The 24,269-nt window shown below is 74.2% G+C and carries 22 protein-coding genes; 7 read left to right on the forward strand and 15 right to left on the reverse strand.

Features of this window, described 5'->3' with window-relative positions:
- Positions 1-8: 8 nt before the first annotated feature.
- The gene (locus AC27IY_RS07575; RefSeq protein ID WP_487177515.1) at positions 9-1,391 is read left to right on the forward strand and encodes a N,N-dimethylformamidase beta subunit family domain-containing protein; all 1,383 of its coding nucleotides are present in this window, start codon (positions 9-11) and stop codon (positions 1,389-1,391) included.
- Here AC27IY_RS07575 and AC27IY_RS07580 read toward each other — a convergent pair.
- The 11 genes from AC27IY_RS07580 to coxB all read right to left on the reverse strand — a co-directional run bounded on the left by AC27IY_RS07580 (position 1,388) and on the right by coxB (position 10,849).
- Positions 1,388-2,032, reverse strand: coding sequence for a cytochrome c maturation protein CcmE domain-containing protein (locus AC27IY_RS07580; protein WP_423445890.1), 645 nt, complete (start codon positions 2,030-2,032; stop codon positions 1,388-1,390). The genes AC27IY_RS07575 and AC27IY_RS07580 overlap by 4 nt on opposite strands.
- Before the next feature lie 85 nt (positions 2,033-2,117).
- Positions 2,118-2,789 (reverse strand): cytochrome c biogenesis protein CcsA, encoded by a 672-nt coding sequence (ccsA, locus tag AC27IY_RS07585; RefSeq protein ID WP_449955039.1) that lies wholly within the window; start codon positions 2,787-2,789, stop codon positions 2,118-2,120.
- Between the two features lie 40 nt (positions 2,790-2,829).
- Positions 2,830-3,105, reverse strand: coding sequence for a hypothetical protein (locus AC27IY_RS07590; protein WP_487177516.1), 276 nt, complete (start codon positions 3,103-3,105; stop codon positions 2,830-2,832).
- Entirely contained in the window at positions 3,095-4,567 is a 1,473-nt protein-coding gene (qcrB, locus tag AC27IY_RS07595; RefSeq protein WP_487177517.1) for a cytochrome bc1 complex cytochrome b subunit, read from the reverse strand. The genes AC27IY_RS07590 and qcrB overlap by 11 nt, the downstream gene beginning before the upstream one ends.
- The gene (locus tag AC27IY_RS07600; protein ID WP_423474932.1) at positions 4,564-5,403 is read right to left on the reverse strand and encodes a Rieske 2Fe-2S domain-containing protein; all 840 of its coding nucleotides are present in this window, start codon (positions 5,401-5,403) and stop codon (positions 4,564-4,566) included. The genes qcrB and AC27IY_RS07600 overlap by 4 nt, the downstream gene beginning before the upstream one ends.
- A complete protein-coding gene (locus AC27IY_RS07605; protein WP_487177518.1) occupies positions 5,400-6,071 on the reverse strand; it encodes a c-type cytochrome in 672 nt (223 codons plus the stop codon). Before AC27IY_RS07605 ends, AC27IY_RS07600 begins: the two co-directional genes overlap by 4 nt.
- Positions 6,068-6,997, reverse strand: coding sequence for a cytochrome c oxidase assembly protein (locus tag AC27IY_RS07610; RefSeq protein ID WP_487177519.1), 930 nt, complete (start codon positions 6,995-6,997; stop codon positions 6,068-6,070). The genes AC27IY_RS07605 and AC27IY_RS07610 overlap by 4 nt, the downstream gene beginning before the upstream one ends.
- A complete protein-coding gene (locus AC27IY_RS07615; protein ID WP_344206924.1) occupies positions 6,988-7,368 on the reverse strand; it encodes a hypothetical protein in 381 nt (126 codons plus the stop codon). Before AC27IY_RS07615 ends, AC27IY_RS07610 begins: the two co-directional genes overlap by 10 nt.
- A complete protein-coding gene (locus AC27IY_RS07620) occupies positions 7,365-7,976 on the reverse strand; it encodes a cytochrome c oxidase subunit 3 (RefSeq protein ID WP_344206925.1) in 612 nt (203 codons plus the stop codon). The genes AC27IY_RS07615 and AC27IY_RS07620 overlap by 4 nt, the downstream gene beginning before the upstream one ends.
- The gene (ctaD, locus tag AC27IY_RS07625; protein WP_487177520.1) at positions 7,973-9,874 is read right to left on the reverse strand and encodes a cytochrome c oxidase subunit I; all 1,902 of its coding nucleotides are present in this window, start codon (positions 9,872-9,874) and stop codon (positions 7,973-7,975) included. Before ctaD ends, AC27IY_RS07620 begins: the two co-directional genes overlap by 4 nt.
- Positions 9,875-9,877: 3 nt before the next feature.
- The gene (gene coxB, locus AC27IY_RS07630; protein ID WP_487177521.1) at positions 9,878-10,849 is read right to left on the reverse strand and encodes a cytochrome c oxidase subunit II; all 972 of its coding nucleotides are present in this window, start codon (positions 10,847-10,849) and stop codon (positions 9,878-9,880) included.
- 182 nt (positions 10,850-11,031) lie between these two features.
- Between coxB and AC27IY_RS07635 the strand changes: the two genes are divergently transcribed.
- From AC27IY_RS07635 to AC27IY_RS07655, 5 genes are read left to right on the forward strand one after another with little or no spacing between them, the layout of a single operon-like run.
- Positions 11,032-13,158, forward strand: coding sequence for a heme lyase CcmF/NrfE family subunit (locus tag AC27IY_RS07635; RefSeq protein WP_487177522.1), 2,127 nt, complete (start codon positions 11,032-11,034; stop codon positions 13,156-13,158).
- A complete protein-coding gene (locus AC27IY_RS07640; protein WP_487177523.1) occupies positions 13,155-13,673 on the forward strand; it encodes a TlpA family protein disulfide reductase in 519 nt (172 codons plus the stop codon). The genes AC27IY_RS07635 and AC27IY_RS07640 overlap by 4 nt, the downstream gene beginning before the upstream one ends.
- Entirely contained in the window at positions 13,673-14,689 is a 1,017-nt protein-coding gene (locus AC27IY_RS07645; RefSeq protein ID WP_487177524.1) for a cytochrome c-type biogenesis protein, read from the forward strand. Before AC27IY_RS07640 ends, AC27IY_RS07645 begins: the two co-directional genes overlap by 1 nt.
- The gene (locus AC27IY_RS07650; protein ID WP_487177525.1) at positions 14,686-15,027 is read left to right on the forward strand and encodes a hypothetical protein; all 342 of its coding nucleotides are present in this window, start codon (positions 14,686-14,688) and stop codon (positions 15,025-15,027) included. The genes AC27IY_RS07645 and AC27IY_RS07650 overlap by 4 nt, the downstream gene beginning before the upstream one ends.
- Positions 15,024-15,464, forward strand: a complete 441-nt coding sequence (locus AC27IY_RS07655) for a MerR family transcriptional regulator (RefSeq protein WP_487177526.1) — start codon at positions 15,024-15,026, stop codon at positions 15,462-15,464. The genes AC27IY_RS07650 and AC27IY_RS07655 overlap by 4 nt, the downstream gene beginning before the upstream one ends.
- A gap of 7 nt (positions 15,465-15,471) precedes the next feature.
- Here the strand turns inward: AC27IY_RS07655 and AC27IY_RS07660 are convergent, their stop codons facing one another.
- Positions 15,472-15,954: a MarR family winged helix-turn-helix transcriptional regulator gene (locus tag AC27IY_RS07660; RefSeq protein ID WP_487177527.1), complete on the reverse strand. Its 483-nt coding sequence runs from the start codon at positions 15,952-15,954 to the stop codon at positions 15,472-15,474.
- A gap of 102 nt (positions 15,955-16,056) precedes the next feature.
- Here AC27IY_RS07660 and AC27IY_RS07665 point away from each other — a divergent pair, with 102 nt between their 5' ends.
- A complete protein-coding gene (locus tag AC27IY_RS07665; RefSeq protein ID WP_487177528.1) occupies positions 16,057-16,878 on the forward strand; it encodes an NAD(P)H-binding protein in 822 nt (273 codons plus the stop codon).
- A 4-nt stretch (positions 16,879-16,882) separates the two neighbouring features.
- On the opposite strand, the gene AC27IY_RS07670 is transcribed toward AC27IY_RS07665, so the two are convergent.
- From AC27IY_RS07670 to AC27IY_RS07680, 3 genes are all read right to left on the reverse strand, one after another.
- Entirely contained in the window at positions 16,883-22,354 is a 5,472-nt protein-coding gene (locus tag AC27IY_RS07670) for an ATP-binding protein (protein ID WP_487177530.1), read from the reverse strand.
- A gap of 171 nt (positions 22,355-22,525) precedes the next feature.
- Entirely contained in the window at positions 22,526-23,287 is a 762-nt protein-coding gene (locus AC27IY_RS07675) for a globin domain-containing protein (protein ID WP_487177531.1), read from the reverse strand.
- Between the two features lie 60 nt (positions 23,288-23,347).
- A complete protein-coding gene (locus AC27IY_RS07680; protein ID WP_487177532.1) occupies positions 23,348-24,223 on the reverse strand; it encodes a VOC family protein in 876 nt (291 codons plus the stop codon).
- Between the last annotated feature and the right edge of the window lie 46 nt (positions 24,224-24,269).

Below are 24,269 nucleotides of genomic sequence, written 5' to 3' on the forward strand. Positions count from 1 at the left end.
ATGTGATCATGCGTCACGTCCTCGCCGCCCTGGTCCTGCTCGCCGCCGCAGGCTGCTCCGTCCCCGCTCCCGTGGCCCCCGGGCCCGCCGCTCCCGAACGCGCGGCTCCCGAGAATCCCGCGCCGGCGCAGGCGCCGCCCGCCGGGCCCGTGCCCTGGCGCATCACGAAGCGCGGCGGCGAGCACGAGATCGAGGGTTACGCCGACCGCGTCAGCGTGCTGCCGGGGGAGCGGTTCCGGCTGCTCGTCTCCACCACCGCGCCGCGCTTCACCGCGTCGGCGTTCCGGATGGGCGCCCGGCCGGTACGGGTCTGGCGCTCCGCGCCGGCCGACGGGAAGCGGCAGCCGCGGGCGCGGACCGTCGCCCGCACGGTGACCGCCGCCCATTGGACGCCCTCGCTCACCGTCGACACCACCGGCTGGGCCGAGGGCGCCTACCTGGTACGGCTGGACGCCTCCACGGGCGGCCAGCGGTACGTCCCGATCACCGTGCGCTCGGCCTCGACGGAGGGCCGCGTGGTGCTCGTCAACGCGGTCACCACGTGGCAGGCGTACAACCTGTGGGGCGGACGCAGCCTCTACATGGGCCCCGGGGGCTTCGCCGACCGCTCACGCGCGGTCACCTTCGACCGCCCCTACGACGGCTCGGGCGCCCGGCTCTTCCTCGACTTCGAGTGGAACGCCATCCGGCTGGCCGAGCAGAGCGGCCTGCCGCTGGCCTATCTGACCAGCCTCGACCTGCGGCCCGGCGCGCTGCGCGGCGCACGGGCCGTGGTGTCGCTGGGGCACGACGAGTACTGGTCGCCGGAGATGCGGAAGGTCGTCACCCGGGCCCGCGACGACGGCGTGAACCTGGCCTTCCTCGGGGCCAACGCCGTCTACTGGCGGATCGGGCTGACCGGCAGGACGGTCAAATGCGACAAGGAGACCCAGTGCCCGCTCTGGCGGCAGTCGAAGCCGGAGAGCGCGCTGGTCGGGCAGATGTACGACTGCTTCCCCGCCGAGGCCGCCTACCGGGTGACCAGGCCGGGCCACTGGATCTTCGCGGGGACCAGGGGCAGGGTCTTCCCCGGCCTGGCGGGCGTGGAGACCGACAAGGTGTCGGCCGGCTCGCCCGACGTCGAGGTGCTGGCCGAGTCGCCCGTCGACTGCGGCGGCCGGGCCACCGTGAGCAACAGCACCTACTACGTCGCCCCCAGCGGAGCCGGCGTGTTCGCCTCCGGCACGATGCGCTGGGTGTGCGGGATGAAGGGCGCGGCGTGCGGCCACGGCGTGACGCGGGCGGCCGCCGCCTTCACCCGGCGCGCCACGCTCAATCTGCTGACCAGGTTCGCCAAGGGCCCGGCCGAGGAGGCCCGCGAGCCTGGCGGCCGGCGCCGGCCGCGGGCCTAGAGGTCGGCGACGCGGAGCGTGCCGGTCATGCCCAGCGTCTCGTGGCCGGTGACGCCGCACACGAGGGTCAGCAGCGCGCCGGACGGGGCGTCGAGCCGCAGCGTCGCCGCCTGCCCCGGGGCCAGCACCGGCGTGTGCGCCGACACGCCGATGCCGGTCACGATGAGGTCGTGCGCGGTGGACCCCGCGTTGGTCACCTCCAGCGTCACCGGTCCGGGCCGCAGCACGGGGTCGCCTACGGTCACGGCCCATTCGGTGAGGCCGACGCGGGTGCTCGCGACCGGCGGCCGGTACTCGTTGGAGTGCTTGACCATCAGCCGGTCCGACAGGAGCACCCCGCCGTCCATGCGGCCCTCGACGACCGCCCCCTGACCGCCCGCGAAGACCGGGGAGACCTCGCCGGTGTGCCGTACGGGCAGGTTCCGTACGCCGTCGGTGAGCGTGAAGGCGACGCCGTGGGGCAGGGCGTGCACGCTGCCGGCGACGACCAGCCCGCCGACCCGCAGCCGGTCGCCCGGCTCCGGCGGGTCCTGGGCGAGCTCCTGCGGCGTGCGGTAGTAGACGGCCCCTTCGCCCAGCGCCTGGAAGACGAGCACGCCCCCGGCCACCACCGCCACGGCGGCGATCAGCAGCCTCCTCATGACGGGGTGCGCCCCGACCACACGACGTAACCCGCCCAGGTGGCCACGGTGAGCAGGTAGCCGGCGGCGACCCAGAGCCAGCCGCTCATCGCGCGGCTCCCGCGGGCACGGGCGCGGCGGGGAACGGCGGCGGGGGAGCGGCGGCGAGCGAGCGGACGCGGCGCGCGACCACCCAGGCCGCCAGCGCGGTGAACGCCGCCGTCGCCAGGACCAGCGCGGCCAGCATGGGCGCCGCGATCGGGAGCCGCCCTTCCGGGCTGAGCACGGTCGGCGGCTGGTGCAGGGCCCGCCACCACAGGACCGAGCCGTGCGCGAGCGGCACGGTCAGGAACCCGGCGCAGCCGGCGAGCGCCGCCGCCCGGCCGCCCGCGAGCCGCCCGGCCAGCAGGTGGGCGACGTACGCGGCGAGCATCAGCGCCGTCGTGGTCAGCCGCGGGTCCCAGGTCCACCACACGCCCCAGACCGGCCGCCCCCACACCATGCCGAGCGCGATGGCGAGGGCGGTGACGCCGGCGCCGACCTCGGCCGCGGCCCTGCCGATCCGGTCCAGCTCCGGCCTGGGGTGCCGCAGCCGCAGCAGCCCGGCGGCGAAGACCGCGGTGAAGCACAGGTAGGCCGTCCACGCGGCGGGCACGTGCACGTACATGAGGCGCTGGACCTCGCCCTGCACGGCGTCGGGCGGCGCCACCGCCAGGCCCGTGACCAGGGCCGTCGCGGCTCCCGCCGAGACCAGCGAGCCTGCCAGGGACGGTCGCATGCCGCCTCCTCCCGTCATCACCGTGCGTGACCGTGTCAATCTATCCACCCCTTCCGTGACCGCGGCGGAGGCGCACCCGCCGCAGCAGCCGCCAGGCGGCCACGGCGAGGAGGAAGCGCTCCAACCAGCGGCTCAGCAGGCGGCCGGTGCGGGAGCGCGGCTCGCCGCCGCCGGAAGGAGGCGGGTAGGCCGTGTCGGCGCTGTGCCGGGCGGCCTGCTCGCTCGTGTACTCGGAGTTGCTGAGCAGGCAGGTGTTCCCCTCGTAGCAGGCCCAGCGCCAGTAGCCGTTCGGCTGCCGCCACACCTCAACCCGCATGCCGGCCTCCCGCCTCCGCGACCTGCGGCGCGTCCTCCGCCGGCACGTCGGGCCGGTGACCGAGCCGCCCCGGCGCAGGGCGGCGCGGCGGCCGGGTGCGGGACAGGCCCAGGGCCTCGCCGACGTACCGGGGCTCCAGCGTCATGAGCCGGCTCTCCGGATGCGCCCGCAGGGCCCGCGCCAGCACGTACGCCACCGCCCCGATGACCGGCGGCACGGCGAGCACCACGATCCGCAGCACCGCGACGACGTCCTCCACGGGAGCCTTCAGCCAGCGCGCGATCAGGTCGTCGGAGGCGGCGAACAGCAGCAGCCCCGTCTGCGCCACCGCCCACGCGCCCACCGCCGTCCGCCCGGGACGGTCCCTGACGCGGGCGTCCACGTGATGCCGGCCCCGGTCGCCGGTGACCAGGCGGTCCAGCCACGGCCAGGCGTACATGACGAGGACCATGAGCAGCGGCAGCGCCACCGCGGGCAGGAACGGCGACGGCACCAGGTAGCCGAACACCCGGAACTCGGCCGCGGGGAACAGCCGGATCATGCCCTCCACCCAGCCCATGTAGAAGTCGGGCTGGCCCGGCGTGGTCGCGTTGGCCGGCTTGAACGGCCCCCAGATCCACACCGGGTTGATCTGCGCCAGCCCGCCCAGGCCGAACGTCACCGCCAGCACGCCGGACAGCAGGGCCAGCGAGCGGAAGGCGTACGTGGGCCACATCTTGGAGCCGACGACGTTGCTGTCGCGCCGCCCGGGGCCGGGGAAGTGCGTGTGCTTCTGGCGGATCAGGATCGCCATGTGCGCGGCGATCAGCGTGGCGATGAGCGCGGGCAGCAGCAGCACGTGCAGGCCGTACAGGCGCGAGATGATCAGGTCGCCGGGGAACTCGCCGCCGAACAGCAGGAACGCCGCCCACGACCCGACCACCGGCACCGACAGCGCGATCGAGTAGCCGATGCGCAGCCCGGTGCCGGACAGCAGGTCGTCCAGCAACGAGTAGCCGACGAAGCCGTTGGCCAGCGACGTGAGCAGCAGGGTGACGCCGACCAGCCAGTTGATCTCGCGCGGCTTGCGGAACGCGCCGGTGAAGAAGATCCGGCAGGCGTGCGCCGCGATCGCCCCCAGGAAGATCAGCGCCGACCAGTGGTGGACCTGCCGGAACAGCAGCCCGCCGCGCACGTCGAAGCTGAGCTCGACCGCCGAGGCGTAGGCGGCCGACACGGACGCGCCGTGCAGCGGCGCGTACGAGCCGCCGTAGATCGTCTCGGCGGTGCTCGGCACGAAGAAGAAGGTGAGGAACACCCCGGTCGCGACCAGCGTGACGAAGCTGTAGAGGGCGATCTCGCCCAGCATGAACGTCCAGTGGTCGGGGAAGACCTTGGCCAGCGCGGTCCTGGTGATCTCGGCGGCCCGCAGCCGCCCGTCCACCCAGCGCCACCCGGCCCGCCCCAGCAGGCGGAGGATCACATCGGCCTCCAGTAACCCGCGCCGACCGGCTCGTGGAAGTCGCCGGCGGCCACCAGCACCCCGCCGAGCCCGACCCTGAGCGGCAGCTGCGGCAGCGAGCGGGCGGCCGGGCCGAACACCGGCTCCGCGCCGCGCAGCACGTCGAACACCGACTGGTGGCACGGGCAGACCAGCCGCTCCTCGGGCCGCATGTACTGGCCGACGGGGCAGCCCGCGTGGGTGCACAGCTTGGAGTAGGCGATGATGCCGCCGACCGTCCAGCTCTCGCGGCCGCGCGGCAGGTCCAGGCGGGCCGGGTCCACGTGCAGCAGCAGCGCCATGCTGTCGCCGGTGTCGCGGTGGCCTTCGGGGAAGACGGTCAGCATCGTGCCCCGGGGGACCCGCTCGGGCCGGATGAGGTAGCCGTCCTGGTCCACCAGGCGCACGCCGTCCTGCCAGGCGGTGGTGGCCAGCGCGACCGCGGGGGAGGGGCCGTGCACCAGCAGCGACCGCAGCGGGAACAGCCCGGCCAGGCCGAGCGTGCCGAGCGCCGCCGTCAGCATGCGGCGCGGCAGCCGGCCGGCGGGCGGCTCGAACTCCGACTCCAGCGCCTCGCGCTCCTCCGGCGGGGAGCGCATCGGCTCGCGCTCCTCGACGTAGGGGCCCTGCGGCAGCAGCCGGGCCGCCCACAGCGTGAACCCGGCGGCCAGCCCCGCGAAGGCCAGGCAGAAGCCGAGCGCGAGCAGCAGCCGGTCGCTTCCGGTCACGTAGCCGGCCGCGGCCAGCACCGCGCCGAGCACGGTCACCGAGAAGGCCACGGCGATGCCGCGCTCGGCCCGCCGCCCCGGATCGCTCATGGCGCCCTCTTCCCGATCAGGCGGATGAACAGCAGCAGCAGGCCGAGCCCGACCAGCAGGGCGACCGCGCCCTCGGCGACCGGGCCGATGCCGCCCAGCGGGTTGCCGCCGTGGTCGAGCTGGTGGCGGGTGGTGGTCAGGTAGGAGGCGATGGAGTCCAGCTCGGCGTCGCCGAGCACCGAGGGCGGGAAGGCGGGCATCGCGCCGGGGCCGATCCGCACGGCCTCGGCGATCTGCGTGGGCGTGGAGTGGAGCAGCGGGGGAGCGGCCAGCCCGTGGGCCAGCGTGCCGCCCGACTGCGCGCCGGAGTGGCAGGACGCGCAGGTGGCCAGGTAGAGCTCGCGGCCCAGCCGCACGTCCCCCGGCCCGACCCGGGGGATGGCCGGACCCGGGCCGAGCGCGGCGATGTAGGAGGTGAGCGCGGCGATGTCGGCCTCGGTGAACGCGGGCGGATGGCGTTCGGGACGCACGTCGGGGCGCGGGATCGGCATGCGTCCCGTGGAGAGCTGGTAGTCGGCGTTGGCCGCGCCGGCGCCCTTGAGCGACGGCCCACGGTCGCTGCCCACGCCCCCCTGGCCGTGGCAGGTCGCGCAGTGCGCCCCGAACAGGTCCCTGCCGCGCTCCTTCGGGGACGGGGACGGCGTTCCGGCGAGCACGCGCTCGATCATCGCTCACCTCCGGACGCCGACGAGGCGACGGACGGCCTCGGAGCGCTCATTTCCCGGGGCCCGTCCATCCACGCGAGGAAGACGGCAAAGATCGCGCCGAGATATACCAGGTCAGCCGGTATCCACATGACCAGCCCGGCCAGTTGCTGATCGGTCAGCGGGTCGGCGCCCGACGCCAGCGCGGCCGCCGCCTGACCGGGGAACAGCGGCGCCCCGGCCAGGGTGAGGACCGCGCCGAGCGCCGCGCTGGGCAGCGCCGTGGCGAACAGGTAGAGGATCGCGGCGGGCGGGTTCAGCCGCGACCGGGAGGACGACAGGACGTGCGTCCACAGCAGGTAGGAGGTCCCCAGGAAACAGGCGTGCTCCACCAGGTGCGCCACGGGGTCGCGGAGCGCCAGCTCGTACGGGCCGGGCAGGTGCCAGAGCCAGAGCACGCCCACGTGCGCGGCCCAGGCCGCGACCGGCCGCCTCGGCACCCGGCGCAGGACGTGCCTGGCCCGGGCGAGCACCCGCCGCGCCCGCCGGGGCAGCGCCAGGGTGAGCGGCAGGCCGGGGGAGCCGGCGGCCAGCAGCGGCCCGGCCGCCGAGATGAGGATCATGTGCTGCAGCATGTGGGTGGAGAACCGCTCGTCGGCGACCGCGTCGAGGGGCGGCAGCAGGGCCGCCGCGACCGCCCCGAGCCCGCCCGCGAAGGCCCACACCCTGACCCGGCCCAGCCGGCGCGCGCCCGCCCGCGGCGAGCGGCCGGGGCCGCCGAGCCGCCGCAGCCCGATGAGGTAGCCGGCGGCGGCCAGGACCAGCCAGCAGGCCACCGGCGCCACCCCGGCCAGGTCCAGCCCGCCGGTGTGATGGTGCAGCGCCGTGGGGTGTGGGGCCGTGGGGTGCGGGGCCGCATGGTGCAGCGCCCGCAGGGCCGTCAGCCGCATGCGGCCAGCACCGCCACCGCGACCGCGCCGAACAGGATCATCAGGCAGGAGAACGCGTCGAGCCCGAGCCCCAGCTCGGCCAGGAACCTCGCCCGCCGCTCCCGCCGCCCCTCAGGCTCGGTCAGGTGACGCAGCCGCAGCCGCCACGCGACGGCCAGCGCCGCGACCGCGACGACGCCGGGCAGGACGGTGGCCAGCAGCGCGAAGAGGCGTACGGGGACGCCGGCCACCTCGGGGTGGCCGATGGAGCAGGCCACCTCCACCACGGCCCAGGCCACCAGCAGGTGCGCGGCCCACGCCAGCACGCCGCCCACGACGGCGAAGGCGAGCAGCCACCGCGCCGCCCGCCGGGTGCTCGGCCGCGTGCTCACAGGTGCGGGCTCAGGTAGAGGGAGAACAGGATGGCCAGCCATACCCCGTCCACGAAATGCCAGTAGAACGACACGATCCGGACCCGTTCGTGGTGGGTGCGGCCGAACTTGCCGGCCAGCGCCGCCACCAGCGTGAAGCCCACCATGAGCAGGCCGGTGAAGACGTGCGTGCCGTGGAAGCCGGTGATGACGTAGAACAGCGAGCCGTAGGCGTTCGTGGTCCAGGTGAACTCCGACAGCTTGGTGGCGTACTCGGTGGCCTGGACGCCGAGGAAACCCGCGCCGAACAGCAGCGTGAGCGCCAGCATGACCCTGAGCAGCCACCGCCGGTCGTGCCTGATCGCCCAGTCGGCCCAGGCCATCCAGCCGCTGCTGATCAGCAGCAGCCCGGTCATCGCCAGCGGCTTGGCCAGCTCGGGCTTCTTGATCCCCGGCGGCGGCCACTCCGCGGAGGTCAGGAACCGCAGGTAGAAGTACGAGGCCAGCAGGCAGGCGAACAGCGTCGCCTCGGTGGCCACGAACAGCACCATCCCCCACCAGGCCGGGGTGCGGCCCTTGGGCGCGCTGCTCAGCGCCGCGGGCTCGGTGATCTCGTCGATCGCGCTCATGCCCGGGCGGCCTCCTTCGGCCAGAGCCAGCGGACGACGACCAGCGCGGTCGCGACGCCGAAGGCGGCGGCGAAGCCGGGCCGGTCGAACAGCAGGGAGGCGACGGCCAGGAACAGCGCGCCCGCCGCCGCGATCGGCGCCCACGAGTGCTCCGGCATCTCCAGCGGCCCCTCCGGCTCGCCGTCCAGCTCCGACGTGCGCAGCACCAGATGCCCGTCGGCCAGCACCCGTGCCTCGGACGTCGCGCCCTCGGCGAGGGAGGCGCGCGAACGCTCGTCCCACATGGGGTGCAGGCTGTGGACGGTGGGGATGACCGCGAAGTCGTACGGTTTCGGCGGGGACGCCGCCGCCCACTCCAGCGTCTCGCCGCCCCACGGGTCGGCGGGCGCGGCCGGGCCGCGCCGGTGCGCGTACCAGAGCGTGCCGAGCACGACCAGCAGCCCGACGCCCAGCAGGTACGCCCCGACGGTCGCGGCCAGGTTCCACGGCTCCCAGCCGATCCCCGACGGGAAGGTGTAGACCCGGCGCGGCATCCCCAGCAGCCCGGAGACGTGCATGGGGAGGAAGGTCAGGTTGAACCCGGCGAAGGTGAGCCAGAACGCCCAGCGCCCGGCCCGCTCGCTCGTCATCGTGCCGGTCAGCTTCGGCCACCAGTGGAACAGCCCGCCGATGACGGGGAACACCGCGCCGCCGAACAGCACGTAGTGGAAGTGCGCGACCACGAAGTAGGAGTCGGTGACCTGCTGGTCGAAGGGGACGACGGCGAACATCACCCCGGTCACCCCGCCCATCGTGAACACCACGATGAACCCGGCCGCCCACATCATCGGCACCTTCGGCACGACGCGGCCCATGAGCATGGTGGCCAGCCACGAGAAGACCTGGATCCCGGCCGGGATCGACACCACGATGCTGGCGGCGGAGAAGAACGTCAGCGACAGCTGCGGCAGGCCCACCGCGAACATGTGGTGCACCCACACCCCGAAGCTGATCACCCCGGTCGCCACCGTGGCCAGCACGATGAGGCTGTAGGCGGCGATCGGGCGGCGGGAGAAGACCGGCACGATCGAGGAGACGATGCCGAGCGCGGGCAGCACGATGATGTACACGTCGGGATGGCCGAACAGCCAGAACAGGTGCTGCCACAGCACCGCGTCGCCGCCCGCGGCCGGGTTGAAGAAGTGCGTGCCGAACCGGCGGTCCAGGAAGAGCAGGAAGTTGGCGGTGTTCAGCGGCGGCAGCGCGAACACCACCATGAACGAGGTGACCACCAGCGCCCACACGAACACCGGCACCCGGTTCAGCGTCATGCCGGGCGCGCGCAGCTTCAGCGCGGTGGAGATGAAGTTGATCGCGCCCGCCGTCGTGGACACGCCCAGGAACAGCAGCCCCAGCGTGTAGACGTCCAGATTCGGGCCGGGGGCGAAACGGGGGCCGGTGAGCGGCACGTACGCGAACCACCCGCCGTCCGGCGCGGCCCCGAACGGCAGGCTGCCGAACATCAGCACCCCCGCCAGCGCGAACACCCAGTAGCCGAAGGCGTTCAGCCGCGGGAAGGCCATGTCCCTGGTGCCCAGCATGAGCGGGAACAGGAAGTTGCCGAACCCGAACAGCATCGGCGTCGCGAACAGGAAGATCATCGCGGTGCCGTGCAGGCTGAAGAGCTGGTTGTAGGTCTGCGGCGCGACCACGCCGGCGTCCGGGGCGATGAGCTGGGTGCGCATCACCACGGCCTCCAGCCCGGCCAGCGTGAAGTACACGGAGGCCGTCACCAGGTAGCGGCGGCCCACCCGCTTGTGGTCCACCGTGGTCAGGAAGCCGCGCAGGCCGGGCGGCTCCTGCCAGTGGCGCGCGACGCGCTCGGCGGCGCTCGCCCGCGCCCCGGTGACGGTCTCCACGTGCTACTCCAGACTGTCCAGATAGGCGGTGACGGCGCGCAGCTGCTCCGGCGCGAGCGGCTGCGGCGGCATGCGGTTGCCCGGCTTGTACGCCTGCGCGTTCGCGATCCAGGCGGCCAGGTTGGCCGGCGTGTTGTGCAGGGTGCCCGCGCCGAGGAAGCGGCGCCCGCCGACGTGCGTCAGGTCCGGCCCCTGCCTGCCCGCCGCGGACGTCCCGGCGACGGTGTGGCAGGAGGCGCAGGACGCGGCCTCGAACACCTGCCGTCCCTCGCCGGCGGCGGTCGCCGGCTGCGCCTGCCTGGCCAGCCACGCGTTGAAGGCGGCGTCCGGCTCGGCCACGATGTGCAGGGCCATCCGGCCGTGCTGGGTGCCGCAGTACTCGGCGCACTGCCCGCGGAACAGGCCGGGCCGGTTCGCGGTGAACCACAGGTTGTTGACCCGCCCGGCCACCAGGTCGGTCTTCACCGTGAGCTGCGGCACCCAGAAGCTGTGGTTGACGTCGGCGGTGCGGAGCCGTACGTGGACGGTGCGCCCGACCGGCACGTGGATCTCGTTGGCCGTGGTGAAGTGCGAGGCGGGGTAGCGGACCTCCCACCACCACTGGTGGCCGGTCACCTCGACGGTCAGCGCCTTCGGGTCGCGCGGGTCCTCGAACGCCCGCATGCCGTCCAGGCCGGTCAGGTACGTGAAGGTGAGGATGACGGCCGGGACGGCGAGCCCCCACACCACGACGAACCGGCGTCCCGTCGCGGTGCGCGCGGTCGCGTCGCGGCGCCGCGCGACCGCCCACAGCACGAGGACCGTGACCACGACGCACACCACCACGGCGATGCCGAACAGCAGCCACCACAGATCGGCCACCCGCGCCGCGCCGGGACCGCCCGGCGACAGCGCCGACGGAGCGCCGGCGGAGCAGGACGCGGCGAGGAGCGGCACGCAGGCCGCGGCCACGCGCCCGATCTTCGTTGCCGCCACGCTCGGAGCCTCCCGTCCCACCTGTTCGCGCAGGCTAACCCGGTGCCTCGACGCGGCCCGCTCGCCACGCCAGCGACCTGGGGAAACTTGTCCATCGCCGCGGTCGGGGCGATGCTGGCCCTGCCTCCCCTCCGATCCGTACTCCGGGAGGAAGCCGTGTCCGACCGACGGGCCGCGCGGCCGTGATCGACGTCCTGGGCACCGCCGCGCTGTGGTCCGGGCTGGCCGCGTCGCTGGCCGCCGCGCTCACCTGGCCGCGCGCCCGGAGCCGTGCCCGTAGCCGTGCCCTGGCGGTCGGCGGCACGGCGGCGGCGCTCGTCGCCGCGATCCTCGCCTTCCTGCTGCTGGAGACCGCGCTCGTCACGCACGACTTCAGCGTGGGGTTCGTGGCCCGGCACGGCGGGCGCGAGGTGCCGCTCTTCTTCACGGTCACCAGCCTGTGGTCGGCGCTGGAAGGGTCGCTGGTGCTGTGGCTGCTGATCCTCACCGGCGTCGCCGCCGTCGCCGCGCGGGCCCGCGACCCGCTCCAGCCGGTGGCGATGACCGTCGTCATGCTCGTCTGCGCCGCGTTCTTCGCGCTCACCGCACTCGCCGCCGACCCCTTCGTCCCGGCCGACCCCGTCCCGGCCAACGGGCCGGGCCCCGACCCGCTGCTGCGCGGCCACCCGCTGATGGGGGTGCACCCGCCGCTGCTCTACCTGGGGTTCGCCGCGCTGGTGGCGCCCTTCGGGTACGGGGTCGCCTGCCTCGTCACCGGCGGCACGGCTGCCGCGCGCATCAGGGCCTGGACGCTGGCCGCGTGGGTCCCGCTGACCGCCGGGATCGTGCTCGGCGCGTGGTGGTCGTACGGGGTGCTCGGGTGGGGCGGCTACTGGGAGTGGGACCCCGTCGAGAACGCGTCCCTGATGCCCTGGCTGCTCGCCACGGCGCTGCTGCACGCCGTCCGTACGCGTGCGCTCGTCACCTGGACGACGCCGCTGGCCGTGGGGGCGTTCCTGCTGGTGCTGCTCGGCACGTTCCTGACCAGGAGCGGAGCGGTGGCGAGCGTGCACTCCTTCACCCGCTCGGAGGCCGGACCGGCGCTGCTCGGACTGCTGACGGTCGCGCTGGTCGGCGCGGGCGGGCTGCTCGCCCGGCGCTCCGCGCGGCGGCCGCGGCCGGCGGGCCGGCCGGACCCGGCGCTCCTGCTCGGCTGCGCGCTCCTGACCGTGCTGGCCGGCACCGTGCTGCTCGGCACCCTGTTCCCCGCCGTCGCCGGGCTCCTCCACGGCGAGCAGGTGTCGGTCGGGCCGCCGTACTACGACCGCACCGTGGTGCCGGGCCTGCTGGCGCTGGTCGTCCTCATGGGAGCGGGCGTACGCCGCGCGGGCCGCGGCCTGGCCGTACCCGTCGCCGTGGGGGCCGCCACCGTCGCCTGCCTCGGGTTCACCGGCCGCCATCCCGTCATGGCCCTGGTCACGTTCGGGGCGGCGGCGTTCGCGCTGGCGGCGCTCGCGGGACGCCTGCCCGGCCCCTCGGCTCGCGAACGGCTCGACCGGAGGCGCGCGGGCGCGCTGCTCGCGCACGCCGGGGTCGCCCTGGCCGCCGTCGCCATCGCCGCCTCCACCGCGTACGCCGAGGAGAACCAGGGCCGTCTCCAGCAGGGCCGCTCCCTGCCGGCCGGCGGCTACAGCGTGCGGCTCGACGGCGTCGAACGGGCGCGGACCGCCGACGCCATGACGGCGACCGCCCGCGTCACCGTCACCCGGGAGGGGCGGTTCGTCGGGGTGCTGCGACCCGCGCTCGTCTTCTTCCCCGCCAGGGGCGGCTCGCCGGTCGCCCGACCGGCCATCCATGGGGGGTTCGCGGGCGATCTGTACGTGTCCGTGACGGAGATCGACCAGGAGGGGGGTGCGGTGATGCTGCGGGTGGCGGTGAACCCCCTCATGGGGATGCTGTGGACAAGCGGCGGCGTGACCGCCTTGGGCGGCCTCCTCGCGCTGCTTCCTGCCGGCCGCAGGCGAACCCGCACCACCGGGCGGTCGGGGCCGTCCGAGCGGGCTTCCAGCCCGGACGAGCCGTCCAGTCCGGCCGAGCCGTCCAGTCCGGCCGAGCCGTCCAGTCCGGACGAGCCGTCCACTCCCTCAGCGCCTTCACCGCCCTCAGCGCCCCCAATTGCCGCAGCATCCGCAGCACCTTCGACGTCCTCAGCACCCTCAGCGTCCTCAGCACCTTCAGCGTCTTCGGCGCCGTCAGCGTCCTCAATGCCCCCAGCGGCCTCAGGGGCGGCCCGGCGGGCGGTCCGGCGTGGTGGGGTGTCGTCGGCATGAGGCGGCTGTCGGTTGTCGCGGTCGTCGCTGTCGTGGTGCCGATGTTGGTGGCCGTGCTCGTGCACGCTCTCGGCGACGCCCGTGAAGGGACGTCGGCCGCGCCCGAGCGGCGCAGGCCCGATCTGGCCGGTCGCACGCTCGACGGGCGGCCGTTCACGCTCGCCGATCTGCGCGGCAGCCCGGTCCTCGTCACCGTGTGGGCCTCCTGGTGCGACCCGTGCCGCGAGGAGTTCCCGCTGCTCGTCGCCACCGCGCGCGACCTGCGCGGCGTCCACGTGCTCGGGGTGGACCTGCGCGACGCGGCCGGCGCGGCGCGCGCGTTCCTGGCGGAGACGGGCGCGACGTCCTTCCCGCACCTGGCCGACCCCGACGGGCGGCTCGCGCTCGAACTCGGGGCGCGGGGCGTGCCGGAGACGTTCCTCCTCGACCGGGACGGCTTCGTCGTCGACCGCCTGATCGGCACGCTCACCCCCGGCTGGATCGAGGCGCGCGTGCCGCCGCTGCTGGACCCGTGATGGCCAGGCTCGCCGCACTGATCCTGACCGTGCTCGCCGCACTGGCGCTCTGGAACTCCGCGCAGCGGGAGCCCGGTCTGGCCGAGCGTACGCACGACCTCGCCGCGATGCTGCGCTGCCCGGACTGCGCGGGCGTGTCGGCGGCGGAGTCGTCCTCGGCGATGGCCCTGTCGGTCCGGGCCGAGATCGAGCGCCTGGTGCGCGCCGGCGTCGGCGATGACGACATCCTTCGACATTTCCGGCAGCGTTACGGGGAGTGGATCCTGCTCTCCCCGCCGATGCAGGGGCTGCCGCTGGCCCTCTGGGCGCTCCCCGCGGCGGCCCTGGCGGCGGCCCTCGTGGCGGTGGCGTCGTCGGCCGTCCTGACGATGCCGCGACCGGCCGTCCTGGCGCCGCCGGCCGCGCGGCGGTGGCGGCTCATGGCGCTTCGCAGCCGAGAGCCGTCGGCCGCACGGCGGCGGAGCATGGCGCTTCGCGGCCGGGAACCGTCGGCCGCCGACGCCGGGGCCGTGCCCGGCAGGGGTGGCACCGCTGTTCCCGTGGTCGCGTTGGCCGCGCTCGGCGTCCTGGCCCTCGTCGCGGGGGCCGTCGTCGTCCGGGTGAGTCACGAACCCGCGCGACCCGTGACGGCGGACCAGCCCGACGACCCGGTGGCCAGGGGACGGCTGCTCGCGTCCGCCGGCGACCACGAGGGCGCGGTACGCGCCTACCGGGAGGCCCTGCGCCGGCGTCCGGACGACCGCGCCGCGCTCTCCCTGCTCGGCCTGCAGCTCATCGAGACGGGCCGGGCCGCCGAGGCGGTGTCCCTGCTTCAGCGCATGGCCGGCGGCCGGTCACGGGACGCCGACCTGCTGCTCGTCCTCGGCACCGCGCAACTGGCCATCGAGCCCGAGCGAGGCCGCCGCACGCTCGCCCGCTTCCTGGCCGTCGCCCCCGCCGGACATCCGGCGGTGCCACGGATCCGCGATCTCCTCTTGCATCCGGTACCCAGGTACAGGCTTAACGTCGGGACATGAAGAAAAACCTCGCCCCTGATGAGGTGTGGGCTCCCGACGCGTGCACGCTGCCCACGGTCGAGCGGCCCCTGCGGGTGGCCGAGTTCGACGCGCTGTTCGCGGGGACCGTCCGGGCGGTGCGGCGTCCCGCGCGGGAGCGGCTGCTGCTGGAGCTCGCCTTCAGCCCGGACAACGCCGCCAGGGCGGCCGAGCTGACGGCACGGGAGAGCGGCTGCTGCTCCTTCTTCACCTTCGTCCTCACCATCGCGGGCGGTGGTCTCGCGCTGGAGGTGGCGGTGCCGCCGGAGCACGTCGAGGTGCTGGACGCGCTGGCCGGGCGCGCGGGGAGACCGGCGTGAGGCAGGACGGCCCGTACCTGCGCAGCGGGCAGGTCGCCGAGCGGGCCGGGGTCAACCCGCAGACCCTGCGTTACTACGAACGCCGGGGGCTGATCGCCGAACCGGCCCGCAGCCCCGGCGGGCACCGCGCCTACCCGCCGGACACCGTCACCCTGCTGACCGTGATCAAGGCGGCCCAGCGGCTCGGCTTCACCCTGGACGAGGTGGCCGAGCTGCTCGACACGGGCCGGCGCGGCCATCCCACCCCTGACCTGCGGACCCGCGCCCAGGCCAAGATCGCCGAAGTGGACGCGAAGATCGCCGGCCTGACCACGATCAGGACGGCGCTGGGCCAGGTGGTCAGCGCCGGCTGCGACAGCCTGACGCACTGCACCTGCCCCGACTGCCCGCTGCCCTTCGCCGGCCTGGCCCAGGGCCACGCACCGCCCCGAGGGTGAGCGGAGCCTATGACCCGGCTGAAGGCCCGCTCTCCCCGGTCAGGCGGTCGGCCTGGGCGCGGCCCACTTCGGCGGCCCGGCGCAGGTAGTCGGCGATGACGTCGAGTTCGGCGTCGTCGTAGCGGTCCAGCACCTCGGCGAACGCCTGGCCAGGACGCTCCCAGGCCGCGCTGATCCGCTCCCGCGCCGAGGGCGCCAAGGCGACCAGGGCGCGCCTGCGGTCGGCGGGGTCGGGGCGCCGCTCGACCAGGCCCGCCCGCTCCAGCCGGTCCACAAGACGGGTGGCGGAGCCGGGCGTCAGGCCCGTGAGCCGGGCGATCTCGCCGGTGCTGACCGGCCCCGACTCCAGGTCGAGCAGCGCCACGCACTGCAGGTCGGTGGAGTGGATCCGCAGGTGGTCGGCCAACGCCTGATTGAACAGCACGTACGCCGCGTAGTGCCGCTGGCTCTCGTCCATGATCCGCTTCAGCGTCTCGCCACGATTTGACACTGGACAGCCCCATGCCTCACATTACTTGCGTCGCGCAACATTTGTGCGACGCACCTTGTGTGTCACGCTCATACCCTACCCCTGGAAAGGCGTGTCCCCGGCATGACCATCCTCGTCACCGGCGCTCGCGGCGCCGTCGCCACCGAACTGATCGCCCTCCTGCGCCGGCGCGGCCTGCCCGTCCGCCCCGCGTCGAGCCGTCCTGACGACCCGTCGATCGCCACGTGCGACCTCACCGACCCGGCCACCTTCCCGGCCGCCCTGGCCGGGGTGAGCTCGGTCTTCCTGTACGCCGAGCCGTCCCACGCCGACGCCTTCGTGAAGGAGGCCGTCACCGCCGGAGTGGAGCACATCGTGCTGCTCTCGTCCTCCGCCGTGCTCACCCCGGACCCGCAGGCCAACCCGCTGGCCAAAACCCACGCCGACGTCGAGAACGCCCTGACCGCCGCGCCCGTCCGCAGCACGCTGCTGCGCCCCGGCGCCTTCGCCGGCAACGCCCTCGCCTGGTCGTGGCCCGTCAAGGCCGGCACGCCGGTGAGCCTGCCGTACCCGGGGACGTACAACGACCCCATCCACGAGGCCGATCTCGCCGAGGCGGCGGCCGCCGTCCTCCTCGATCCGGCCGCGGGCGGCCGGGCCTACACCCTGACCGGCCCCGAGTCGATCACGTGCGCCGCGCAGATCGACATCCTCCGCGAGGTCACCGGCCGGCCCATCACCATCCGCGAGGTCACCCGCGCGGAATGGAAGGCGGAGATGGCCGACCACGTGCCCGGGCCGGTCGCCGACGCGCTGCTGGACTGGCAGCAGTCGAACGACGGCGTCCCGACCGAGCTCACCACGGACCTGGAGGGGCTGATCGGGCGGCCCGGCCGGACGTTCGCCACCTGGGCGCGCGAGCACGTGGCCGCCTTCACACCCTGACGTTCTAGCCCGCCGTGCCCGCCAGCCCGCGCTCGATGGCCTCGATGATCCGGGGACGCAGCTCCGCGACGCTGACGATCGCGTCCACCGAGCCGACCTCCACGGCCCGCTGGATGCTGTGCACCCGGTCGAACTCCGCGGCGATCTCGCCCAGCTTCTCCGCCCGCACGGCCGCCTGCACCTCCACGAGCTGCGCGTTCAGCGCCGCCCGCTCGGCCCCGGTGAGCCCCGAGAGGCGTCCCTGCAGCTCGGTGACCCGCGCGTCGGTCGCCGTGCGGTGGTTCACCTCGCTGGAGAACACCACGGCGGCGGCCGGCGCCCCGCCCAGCACCGAGGCGAACGAGCCCTCCAGCGCCAGCACGGTCATGTTCGGGTTGAGCGCCTTGGAGAACACCACGAACGCCCCGCCGTGGTAGCGCGAGATCACGCAGAACACGATCGGGCCCTTGAAGTTGACGATCGCCCGGCCGATCTCGGCGCCGTACTCGAGCTGGAGCTTGCGCATCGACTCCGGCGAGCCGTCGAAGCCGGACAGGTTGGCCAGCACCACCAGCGGCCGGTTGCCCGACGCCGCGTTGATCGCCCGCGCGGTCTTCTTCGACGAGCGCGGGAAGAGCGTGCCCGCGGTGTAGGTGTCGGGGCCGTCGGTGGGAGGGAAGCCCCGCCGCGGCACCGCGCGGGACTCGATGCCGATCAGGCAGACCGGATGGCCGCCGATGTGCGCGTCCTGGACCGCGGCCGTCTCGGCGTCGGCCATGCCCGCCCAGCGCTCCAGCACCGGGTGGTCCTGGTCGGCCAGCGCGCGCATCACCGTGCGGATGTCGAACGGCTTCTTGCGGTCCGGGTTGTGCTCGGCCGAGAAGATCTCGCCCACCGTCGCGAAGTCGCTGCCCGCGACCGTGTGCGGGAAGGGCGAGATGTCCCGGTCGGCGGGGTCGGTGGTGACGGCCCGCCGCGGCCCGGTCTCGCCGGGCGCGACGTAGGTGTGGTCGTAGTGCGCCATCAGCACGTCGTGGGCGGCCCGCAGGTTGGGGGCCCAATATTGCGCCTGGCCGTTCGGGCCCATGACGCGGTCGTAGCCGCCGATGCCGAAGTTGTCCTCGGCCGACACCCCGCCGGAGAAGTCCAGCGACTGCTTGCCGGTGAGCACCATCGCCGAGTCCGGGGTCATCACGAGGACGCCCTTGGTGTGCATGAGCATCGTCGCCTCGGCGTTCCAGTAGGGCTGGGCGCCGACGTTGATCCCGGCGACCACGACGTTGATCTCGCCGCCCGCCTGCGTGAACGTGACGATCCGCTTGAGCGCCGCCGCGACCCAGTCCATGTTCTCGGTGCCCGAGGTCATCGAGATCCGCGCGCCCGCCGACAGCGCGTACCACTCCAGCGGTACGCGCATCCGCTCGGCGAGGTCGAGCGCGGCGATCACCCGCGAGCACTCCGGCTCCGACAGCGCGCCCAGCGCCTTGGTCGGGTCGCCGAGCAGGACCACGCGGGTGACGCCCTCCGGGTGCCGCTCGGTCGGCGTCGAGACGACGCCCGCCACGATCGCCGCGCTGTTGCGGCCCTTCGGCCGGTCCACCGGCACGAGCGCGCCGTGCTCGTCGAGGTCGTGCTCGACGAAGCGGCCGAGCATGGCGCTCAGCTCGTACGGGTAGACGCTGCCGCGCCGGGCGGCCCGCAGCACCTTCTGGCGGTAGTCGTCGAGCGGCCGGACCGGCTCCGTCGAGGGCTTCTCGACGTAGAGGGTCGCGCCGTGGCCCGCGTCGAGCGTGATGCGCACGGCGACCTCGCTCAGCTCGCCCGCGGCGTTGCGCTGGCGGGCCACGAACAGGACCTCCTCCAGCCCCGCGCCCACCGTGGTCGGCAGGATGCGCTGGACCAGCGCGTTGAGCTCGTCGTGCGAGATCTCGGTGGCCGGCCAGACGTACATCATGATGCGGTTGGTGTCGAGGCGCTTGTTCTGCGGGCGCTGCGCCTGGAAGTTACGGATCGCGTCGAGGCCCGCGGTGAGCGCGTCCTCCACGGCCGGCAGCGCGACCAGCCTGCCGTCGGCCTCGCGCAGCGGCGTCAGGTCACGGACCTGGCCCATCGCGAGCAGCCGCTCGTCGGCGGGGTTGCTCTTCGCGACCGCCTTGAACAGGTAGATCTCCTCGTCGACCGACGGCAGCCGGGTGAGGTCGAACTCGCGCCACCGTTCGAGCTGGAGGCGCTGCGCGATCTGCGGGTGGATGCCGCGGATCAGCCGGTCCTCGGCGAAGCCCTGCCCGTCGGGCCGGAAGGTGAAGCCGTGGTGCATCACGGCGCCGCCGGTGCCGGCCACGATGACGGTGATCCGCTGGACGCCCTCGGGCCGGGCGTGCCCGGCGACGATCCCGTCCAGCCGTACGGCCATCGCGTCGTCGTCGGGCTGGTCCTCCCAGGTGACGTAGACGTCGACGGCCACCTCAGGCCCGTCGGCCTCGGCGGTGAGCGTGGCGGCGGCCGCGAGGGCGTCCGGCAGGGCGGTGATGTCGGCGGCGGTGGCGACCACGCGGGTCGCGCCGTCCGAGCCCGCCCGCGTCGCCGTGACGAACCGGCAGCCGCCGATGTCCCGCGCGACGACCTCCGACAGCCCGCGGTTGCCGTAGTAGCGCCGGGTCAGCACCTCCAGCAGCGGCGCGTGGTCGCGCCCCGGCCGGCCGATCCGCTGGCCGAGCAGCCGGACCAGCGGCTCGGCGCTGGCCACCATCGCCTGGATCCGCTCGGCGCGGTCGGGCGCGTCCGGGTCGCGGTCGAGGTGGCGCAGGTGGCCGCGGACCGCCGCGTACACCTCGGCGCGGCTGCGCCGCAGCAGCGGCTGGGCGAACCAGCGGAACACCACGCCGCGGGCCAGGTCGGTCAGCGTGGGGAAGCGCACCTGCGTGGCCTCGACCAGGTGCTCAAGGGTGAGCCCCGCGGGCTCGCTCAGCGACTCCAGCGGCGGCGGGCCGGCCAGCCACCGGCGCAGCAGCTCCGACACGATCGCGACGCCCGTGCTCATCCGCTGCTGCGCCAGGAAGATCCGGAACACCGCGGACTCCAGCTCCGGCGTCCGGTCGAGACTCGTGACGCCGTAGTGGGCGAGGACCTTGGCGAGCTTGGCCTGGAAGCCCTCGGTGAGTCCGGCGCGCTCGACGTCGAGGCTCTGCAGGTAGCTGTGGAAGAACTCGCGCGGGCTGTGCACCGCGCTGTCGGACTCGGCGCCGAGGTCGCCGCTCGGCTTGTTGCGGCTCAGCTCGCACAGGTCGGCGAAGACGGTGAGCAGGTCGAGCTCGCCTTCGAGCACCTGGTCGCCCAGCTCGCCGCGGGCGGCCACGTAGTCCGCCAGCACCCGCTGGTGGCCCTGCGGATCGGCGTCGAAGCCCAGCAGCAGGCCGCGCAGGTGCCGCAGGCCGCGCCCGGCCCGCTCGGCGGCGGGCACGTTCGCGGGCTCGGCCGGCAGGTCGATCTCGGCGACGCCGGCCTCCTCCTGCGGGCTGTCGTCGGTGAGCGGCTCCAGGCGCATCAGGGCGGCCCCGGTCTCGACCTGGGTCCCCACCGGCACCGGGCACTCGCGCACCCGGGCGCGGAACGGCGCGCGCAGCACCGTCTCCATCTTCATGCTCTCCAGCACGAGGATGGGCGCGCCCGCCTCGACCTCGTCGCCCACGGCGACCGGCGCCGCCACGACGAGCGCGGGGGCGGGGGAGCGGACCACGCCGCCCTCGTCGCGGCTGATCCGGTGCGTGACGCCGTCGACCTCGACCAGGTGGGTCGGGCCGTGGGCGGCCGACACCAGGCGGAAACGGCGGCCGTTGACCACGATCTGGCCGCTGTGCGCGTCGAACCGGTCGACCTCGACGTCCGCGTGGTGCACGTCGCCGCCGCCCGAGACGCCCACCCGGAACCGCTCGGGCCCGACCCTGGCCACGCTCACGCGGTAGCCGACGCCGCGCAGCTTGAGGTCCAGCGGACGGCCCGGGTCGTGCCGCACCTGGGGACGGCCGCCGTAGGCGGTGGACAGGAGCCGGCGGAGGCTGAGCTCCTCCTCGTCGCGGTAGGCCCGGATGGCGGCGGCCACGAGGGCGACGGCGGAGTGCCGGTGGCTGACCAGGCGGCCCTCGGCGCGTACGCGGTCGATCCAGCCGGTGTCGGCCCGGGCGGTGATGACCTCGGGCTGGTCGAGCAGGTCGAGGATGAAGCTCTTGTTGGTGGCGCCGCCCTCGATGATCACGGTGATGTCGGTCATCGCCCGGCGCAGCCGGCCCAGCGCCTGCTCGCGGTCGCGGCCGTACGCGATGATCTTCGCGATCATCGAGTCGAACGCGGCCGGGATGACGTCGCCCTCCCTGACGCCGGTGTCCACGCGGATGCCGGGCCCGGCGGGCAGCACCAGGCGCGCGACGCGGCCGGGGGACGGCGCGAAGTCGCGGTCGGGGTCCTCGGCGTTGAGCCTGGCCTCGACGGCGTGGCCGGTCTCGACCGGGGGAGGACCCTCCAGCCTGCCGCCCGCGGCCACGTGGAGCTGCAGCCGGACCAGGTCGGTGCCGGTGGTGACCTCGGTGATGGGGTGCTCGACCTGCAGCCGGGTGTTGACCTCCAGGAAGGCGAACAGCTCCTCGCCGGGGTGGTAGAGGAACTCCACGGTGCAGGCGCCGCGGTAGCCGACCGCCTTGGCCAGCCGCTCGGCCGACGCCTTGAGCTCGGCGGCCTGCTCCTCGCTCAGGACCGGGGAGGCCGACTCCTCGATGACCTTCTGGTTGCGCCGCTGGACCGAGCAGTCGCGTACGCCGAGCGCCCACGCGGTGCCCTGGCCGTCGGCGACGACCTGGACCTCGACGTGCCGGGCCCCCGTGACCAGCCGCTCCAGGAACACCACGCCGGAGCCGAACGCGCGCAGCGCCTCCTGGCGGGTGCGCTCGTAGGCGTCGGCCAACTCCTCCTCGGAGGTGATCACGCGGATGCCGCGCCCGCCGCCGCCGGCGCTCGCCTTGAGCATCAGCGGGTAGCCGATCTCCTGGCCGGCGCGCAGCGCCTGCTCCAGGGTGGCCACCTCGCCGCGGCTCCACGGCGCGACCGGGACGCCGGCCTCCTCGGCGAGCAGCTTCGCGCCGATCTTGTCGCCGAGCCGGCGCATGGCCTCGGCGCTCGGCCCGATGAAGGTCACCCCGATCTTCTCGCACAGCTCGGCGAAGGCCGGGTCCTCGGCGACGAAGCCCCAGCCGACCCAGGCCGCGTCGGCCCCGGTCTCGACGAGCGCCCGCTCCAGGACGGCGTGGTCGAGGTACGGCCGGGCCGAGGCGGGCCCGAGCAGATGGGCGAGATCGGCCTCCCTGACGAAGGTGGCGTCACGGTCGGCGTCGGTGTAGAGGGCGACCGTCTCGATCCGCACCCCGGTCTCCGCCGAGAGGTCCCTGACCGCGTGGATGAGCCGCATCGCGGCCTCTCCGCGGTTGACGATGGCGACACGTTTGAACACCGACTGATTCTCCCCGCTGTCACGTGCGCGAGGCGACGTTCATCGCATCGCGTCGCCTCCACCCGTTCCACGGTGCTCGAACATCATCATTCGCGGCGCCATATGGAGGCCGCCACATTGTAAAAGATCCGCCTCGCGACGGGACCTGCGCGCTGTCGTTACCGGCGGGTATCAGCCCTGGTACGGCGGCGCGACGCCCCACCCCCAGTGCGGCACCGGGGCCTGCTCGACGGGGGTCGCGCCGGGCTGCGAGTTGGCCAGGGCGAGCCTGGTGCCCCATTCGACGTAGCCCATGAACGCGGCGCGGAACTCCGGGTCGTCCGGCAGGCCGACCTCGTCGGCGGCGTCGGCCAGCAGGTTGACCCAGCGGCGGCGCTGCCGCTCGCTGATCGCCCTGTCGCGGTGCATGCCGAGCATGTGCGGGTAGCCTCCGCGCTCGCCCGTGTAGCGCGCGGGGCCGCCGAACACCTCCGCCAGCCACATGGCGACGAAGCGGGGATGGTCGGGGTCCATGTGGGCGAACAGCGGGCCGACGACGGCGTCGGCCCTGACCAGCTCGTAGAAGCGCTCGGTAAGCCGTTCGAGCGCCTCGGTGCCGCCGGCCCACTCGTGCAGGGAGGGGACGGAGCCGCCGGGGCCGCGCACCGGGGTCTGCTCGTAGTGGCGCATCTCCTCGATCCGCTCCACGTAGGGGCGGATCTCCTTGAAGAAGGCGGGGAAGTGCTCGCCCGCCCTGAAGCCCTTCAGGTGGTCCTCGGGCGAGGTCCAGGTGATGCGCAGGACGTAGCAGGCGGGCTCGTCCACGCAGCGGCTGAGCTCGTAGTCCACGCACTGCGGCGCTTCGGCGAGCGACCGGGCCGCCCTGCCGTAGGCGGCCTCGAACTCGGCCGAAGCGCCGGCGGGTAAGCGATAACGGATGTACTCCACGATCATGATGACTCCTCCCCAGGGGTTGTAATGATGTAATCACAACCGCTGCCCGGCGGCGAGCTCTCAGCTCTGGACGAACGCGAGCGGCACGCCACAGGCGTCGCCGGCGGAGACGTAGAAGCCGTCGGGGGTGGTCCGGGTGGGGATGTCGTTGCCCTCGATCAGCTCGCGCGCGGCCGTCAGGTCGCGGACGGCGACGGTGTGCGCGGCCAGCAGGGGAACGGCGGGCAGGACGTGTCCGGGCAGGAAGTGATCGAGCGCGGACCGGGGCAGGATCTCCATCCGGCCGTGCCGCAGCGGCAGCACGCGCTTGGGGCCGTCGATCCACACGTCGGCGTCCAGGATGCGGGCGTAGCGCTCCTCGTGCTCGTCCACCTCGTCGTCGGGCACGACCATCAGCACGCCGTGCAGGCCGGTCGCGCCGTTGGGGTGGTCGAGGTAGCGGGGCTGGTGCACGTACTGAGGGGTGAAGTGCTGGGTGGCCTGCAACGCGCACCCGGGGGTGTGCGCGGCGTCGACGCGGACGCTGTCGGCCCGTACGGTCCGCGGCCCCTCGGGCGTGCCGACCTCGCGCTCCAGCCCGCGGACGCCGGTGGAGGCCAGGCCGGCGGCGCGCAGCCGTGCCGCGGTGGCCCGCACGTCGCGGGAGCCGAGCGTCATGAGCAGGCCGCGGTAGGTCCGGCGGAGCTCGTGCACGCCCCAGGGGTCGGGCGCGGTGGCGTCGACGATGCCGAGGAGCTCGATGAACGACTCCCCGAAGTAGGCGCAGCGGTTGGCCGTGCAGGTGGGCGTCAGGGGACCGCCGGGCCGTTCGGCGAGCTGGTGGGGCGAGACGGGGCTGAGGGTGAAGCCGAGGTCCTGGTAGCGGGCGGACGTCGCGGCGAGGTCCGTCGTGATGAGCACCGTGTGGTCGATGTGGTCGATGTCGGAGCGGGTCATGGGTGTAGTCCCCCGTGGTCGGACGGCTGCGGCGAAGGCGGATCCG

Source organism: Nonomuraea sp. B208, from assembly GCF_057536035.1.

Excerpts from the sequence above, each read along its gene's own strand:
- AC27IY_RS07620 (WP_344206925.1), bottom strand. The coding sequence starts at position 7,976 with ATGAGCGCGATCGACGAGATCACCGAGCCCGCGGCGCTGAGCAGCGCG.
- AC27IY_RS07580 (WP_423445890.1), bottom strand. The coding sequence starts at position 2,032 with ATGAGGAGGCTGCTGATCGCCGCCGTGGCGGTGGTGGCCGGGGGCGTG.
- AC27IY_RS07645 (WP_487177524.1), top strand. The coding sequence starts at position 13,673 with ATGGCCAGGCTCGCCGCACTGATCCTGACCGTGCTCGCCGCACTGGCG.
- AC27IY_RS07590 (WP_487177516.1), bottom strand. The coding sequence starts at position 3,105 with ATGCGGGTTGAGGTGTGGCGGCAGCCGAACGGCTACTGGCGCTGGGCC.
- AC27IY_RS07640 (WP_487177523.1), top strand. The coding sequence starts at position 13,155 with ATGAGGCGGCTGTCGGTTGTCGCGGTCGTCGCTGTCGTGGTGCCGATG.
- AC27IY_RS07605 (WP_487177518.1), bottom strand. The coding sequence starts at position 6,071 with ATGATCGAGCGCGTGCTCGCCGGAACGCCGTCCCCGTCCCCGAAGGAG.
- AC27IY_RS07575 (WP_487177515.1), top strand. The coding sequence starts at position 9 with ATGCGTCACGTCCTCGCCGCCCTGGTCCTGCTCGCCGCCGCAGGCTGC.
- AC27IY_RS07665 (WP_487177528.1), top strand. The coding sequence starts at position 16,057 with ATGACCATCCTCGTCACCGGCGCTCGCGGCGCCGTCGCCACCGAACTG.
- AC27IY_RS07600 (WP_423474932.1), bottom strand. The coding sequence starts at position 5,403 with ATGAGCGATCCGGGGCGGCGGGCCGAGCGCGGCATCGCCGTGGCCTTC.
- AC27IY_RS07680 (WP_487177532.1), bottom strand. The coding sequence starts at position 24,223 with ATGACCCGCTCCGACATCGACCACATCGACCACACGGTGCTCATCACG.
- AC27IY_RS07610 (WP_487177519.1), bottom strand. The coding sequence starts at position 6,997 with ATGCGGCTGACGGCCCTGCGGGCGCTGCACCATGCGGCCCCGCACCCC.
- AC27IY_RS07675 (WP_487177531.1), bottom strand. The coding sequence starts at position 23,287 with ATGATCGTGGAGTACATCCGTTATCGCTTACCCGCCGGCGCTTCGGCC.
- AC27IY_RS07650 (WP_487177525.1), top strand. The coding sequence starts at position 14,686 with ATGAAGAAAAACCTCGCCCCTGATGAGGTGTGGGCTCCCGACGCGTGC.
- ccsA (WP_449955039.1), bottom strand. The coding sequence starts at position 2,789 with ATGCGACCGTCCCTGGCAGGCTCGCTGGTCTCGGCGGGAGCCGCGACG.